The sequence below is a fragment of the Pseudomonas sp. P5_A12 genome, assembly GCF_056400685.1.
The window spans coordinates 1-1,828 of sequence record NZ_JBFUKU010000534.1 but is presented as its reverse complement, the minus strand read 5'-3'; the positions used below and the strand labels follow the sequence as shown (position 1 = coordinate 1,828).

Annotated in this window: 2 protein-coding genes; both read right to left on the bottom strand. The window is 54.6% G+C overall.

Features of this window, described 5'->3' with window-relative positions; translation table 11 throughout:
* The coding region (locus AC1DSG_RS30830; protein ID WP_477794243.1) for a carbohydrate kinase family protein at nucleotides 1-693 on the bottom strand (693 nt) is incomplete at its 3' end.
* A 121-nt stretch (nucleotides 694-814) separates the two neighbouring features.
* Nucleotides 815-1,705 carry a phosphatidylinositol-specific phospholipase C domain-containing protein gene (locus AC1DSG_RS30825; protein ID WP_477794242.1) on the bottom strand — a complete coding sequence of 297 codons (891 nt, stop codon included), beginning with the start codon at nucleotides 1,703-1,705 and terminating at the stop codon, nucleotides 815-817.
* Nucleotides 1,706-1,828 lie beyond the last annotated feature (123 nt).

The window sequence follows — 1,828 nt, the reverse complement described above, 5'->3', positions numbered from 1 at the left end:
GCTGAACACTGTCGCCCCTTCACCACCACGGGTCAGGAATACCAGCTGACAGCGATGCTGCAACCAGCCTTCAATGACCCGCTGCGGGTCCTCCTCGGGATACAACAGACTCAAATCCTCATCGCTGACCTTGATCAGGTCGGCATATTCGACCAGCGTCGCGATCCGCGAGCGCCACAGGTCGATGTTCGGTTCAGGATTGAGCCGCACGTTTGGGTCCAGACTGATCAGGCGTTTGCCGCTTTCGCGCTGCACCAGCGCCAGTAACGTATCGGCAATCGGTTGCACCACCAACGAGAACGAACCGACGTGCAAACCGCGCACTTCAGGCCCCAACTCCGGCAGGTGTTCCGGCCGCAACTGGCGATCCGCGCAACCTTCACCACGAAAGCTGTAATGCGGCGAGCCGTTGGCGCCGACGGCGACCATCGCTAATGTGGTGGGGGCGGCGAAGTCCACAAGGAAGTCCGAGCGCACACCTTCATCTTGCAGCACTTGCTGCAAACGCCGGCCAAGGTAATCGGTGGACAACCCGGCAAACAGCGCCGCGTCCACGCCCAAACGGCGTAATCCGACCGCGACATTGAATGGAGAACCGCCGGCAATTGCCTTGAAATTCACGTTTGACGCCACACCGCCGGCATTGTCTTCACTGAAGAAATCGAACAGCGCTTCGCCACACACCAGATACATAATTGTTTGCTCTCTAAAAGGTTGCGACATGCTGTTGATTGCACTCAACGGCCTACTGTGAGGGGCGCGATAATGCCTCTATCCAAGCTTGGAATGCCAGCATGCAGCACGCGCACTGTCGTCAGGATGTCGCCTCCCGATTATGCAAGGCACGGCCGTAAACGGCTTTCATGCTAGTGGTCATCCAGCAGTAACGAACGATTTCTGACTCGTCGAAGAAATCGATATTGATAATGCTGCAACGTGTCACCCAGTCCCGGGATGGGTTGAACCAGTCGTTGATGTGGTTCTTGATGTCCTGGGGGCCGCCCAGAAACGCATAGCTAGTAGCTGACAACGACCACAGGAACGTTTCGTAAGGGGCATTTTCGAGTGTGCTGGTGATATGGCGTTTCAGGTCGTCGGTGTCAGTGAAACGGGCAGCGTTCCACTTGTGCGGGATGCGCGGCCAGAAGTAGGCGTCGTTCAGCTCTGGAACCATGGGAGCCGCCAGCACTATCCTGCGGCTCGCACTGAGACGCTTGAGTTCACCCACCGTACTTGTGGCATGGGCAGGCGCAATGATCCGCTGGCCAAGTCGACTGACCAGAAGGTTATTCAGTTTCTGATAGTCAAAAGGTTTGGTCCCGTCTCCCAGCTGGTGGAAGTCGAAGACGATGAACTCATCCGGATTTTGATCGAGAAACGTTGTTACGGCGCTGATCAACTCTTCGAGAACGCGGTGCGATCGGTAGCCGTTATGATGGAAATAGAAAATCGATTGATCGCGACCCTGGGTATAACCGAGACGGATATCAAACGCTCTTGCACCATTCGCAAGTTGCCAGGCGAACGAGTCGTTCTGGCAGGTGGTCCAGTTACCAATAAGCACGTCATAGTTTGGCGCCTGTTTATCCATGCCGGCGTTATGGGCGCCGGGCCAGACGATATCGGTCAGTTTCAGGCGATTGATGTCGAGGGTGTTGCTCATCCATTTATGTTTGTCCAAATTCCCTTTTGTATGTCTTGTCATTGTCAATCCTGTTTTTTGATTTCGCCCCATCCGTGGGGCGAAGTGCTGTTGGTAAAACAACAATAGAAGACAATCGGACGGTTGCCAGTGGCTGAAACAAAATTATAAACATTGCCAATGTAT